At 62.0% G+C, this 1,609-nt stretch carries 2 protein-coding genes; one reads left to right on the forward strand and one right to left on the reverse strand.

Annotated features, from left to right (window positions below):
- Positions 1-185 precede the first annotated feature (185 nt).
- Entirely contained in the window at positions 186-905 is a 720-nt protein-coding gene (locus tag ABZ497_RS36735) for a hypothetical protein (RefSeq protein WP_359812489.1), read from the reverse strand.
- Between the two features lie 337 nt (positions 906-1,242).
- Here ABZ497_RS36735 and ABZ497_RS36740 point away from each other — a divergent pair, with 337 nt between their 5' ends.
- Positions 1,243-1,599, forward strand: a complete 357-nt coding sequence (locus ABZ497_RS36740) for a hypothetical protein (protein ID WP_359812491.1) — start codon at positions 1,243-1,245, stop codon at positions 1,597-1,599.
- Positions 1,600-1,609: the final 10 nt, after the last annotated feature.

The raw sequence follows: 1,609 nt of genomic DNA on the forward strand, positions 1-1,609 counted from the left end.
AGCAACGGGCCCCACACCACAACGTCGGCAAGACGGCCAAACGAGCAGACTCGATCAAGGAACATCAAGGCCGACGAGGATAAACGCCAAGCTGAACCTGGGTCTGACGAGGTTGTGTGCTGCGGTACCGGCCTCGTCAGGCTTGCGGCGGCGCTTCCAGGCGGCCTCGTCCCCTTCAGAAGCCGCTACTTGAGCCCTTCCGCGATTCGGATCAGATCCTGGTCGGAGAGCAACGACGGAGTGCCCGTTGAAATGCTGTAGGTGAATGTGCCATCGGCCCACGTCAGCGTCCGGGGACCGAGCTTGGGGTCAGCGTTGCTCAAGACCGCCGGATGGCCGTTGACCATAGTGGGTCCTTGGCCGGTCGACTCCACAAAGGTCCCCCTCGCTTGGCGAATGAGCAGCGAGGAGCCGGGATGGGTATCGGACGCGTAGCGATAGCCAGTTGCCCAGTTCGGGACGTCGGCAGGGAACGGCGGCAAACTGGGAAGCTGGGCAACCTCGTCGGCGCTGAACGGTTGGTAGTGGTCCGGGAGGTAGGTCGGCTGGGCAAGGTTTCGGCCGTCGAAATGGACGATGGCACCGCCTGTAGTGGCATCTACGAGAGATTTAGTGCCGAGTGGAGAGTGCAGATGCGCGGTAATTCGCGCGTACCCTCCAGGGTCGCAGAGGCCTGAAAGCTTCTTGTGCCGCAATGAGACTTTGACGGATTGCGAACTCTCTCGAACCGCCAGTTCGGGCTTCCGTTCACAGCTCCAGCCCGCTGTGAATGTGATGGTTTGGCCGTCGGCGCTCACCAGTAGCTGGCCCTGGATGGCGCTTTCGTATACGTCTGAGTCTGAGGACTGTGATGCCCACGCCGTTACCGCGAGGCCAGCGCCGGATATGCTGGCTGCTGTGATCATGGCCAGGCGCTTGTGCCGTCCGAGCCGCACTGGGCGGCGGGCAGATCCTTGCTTCACGGGCCCTCCCGGGGTCGTTGCCATGCTCGCGGCCGGGCAGCGGTCAAGTCAAGCGGCAAAGGGCCGCGCTGGCTCATCTGGGTAGCGTCTTCACAAAAGGGCCCGGCGGACTCGTCATGAGGTCGTAAAATTCTGGCTGCGAAATGCCCCAAATTTACCCGTAGTGGCGCAGAGTGTGGCTTTAATTCCGCTGCGCAGGGCGGCGCCTGCTCGTTAAGATTGAGTGTGTACTCGCCGGGGGTGAGCCCATGGCGGCATTGTATAGTGGGGGGATTTCTGCATGGCCAAAAGGAAGATGTTCAGCCGTAGCCATTTGGTTTTGGCTACTGTCGTCCTCGCGTCGTTCTCGGCTGCGGTTCCGGCCATGGGCGCCCAGGGAGGTTCCGCTTTCACCAAGCCGGGCGGCCCGACGTATCGTGCACCCAAGCCGACAGCCACCCAGGGGCAGGGCGCGGCCGTACTGTCTGCAGCAGTAAGCCCTCAGGTCATCGAGCTGATGAAGAAGCAGGAGATCCTCGACAAGCTTGTCGACCGCATCACTGGTGGGCGCTCACTAGCCGTTGCTCTATCGATCTTGGTGATCGTGAGTTCGAGTCTGCCGACTCGGTCGGGTGATCTTCTGGTCGGCAGGGCATGAAAGTGGGGCC

Origin of the sequence: Kitasatospora sp. NPDC005751, from assembly GCF_040630835.1 — a bacterium.
Lineage (GTDB): Bacteria > Actinomycetota > Actinomycetes > Streptomycetales > Streptomycetaceae > Kitasatospora.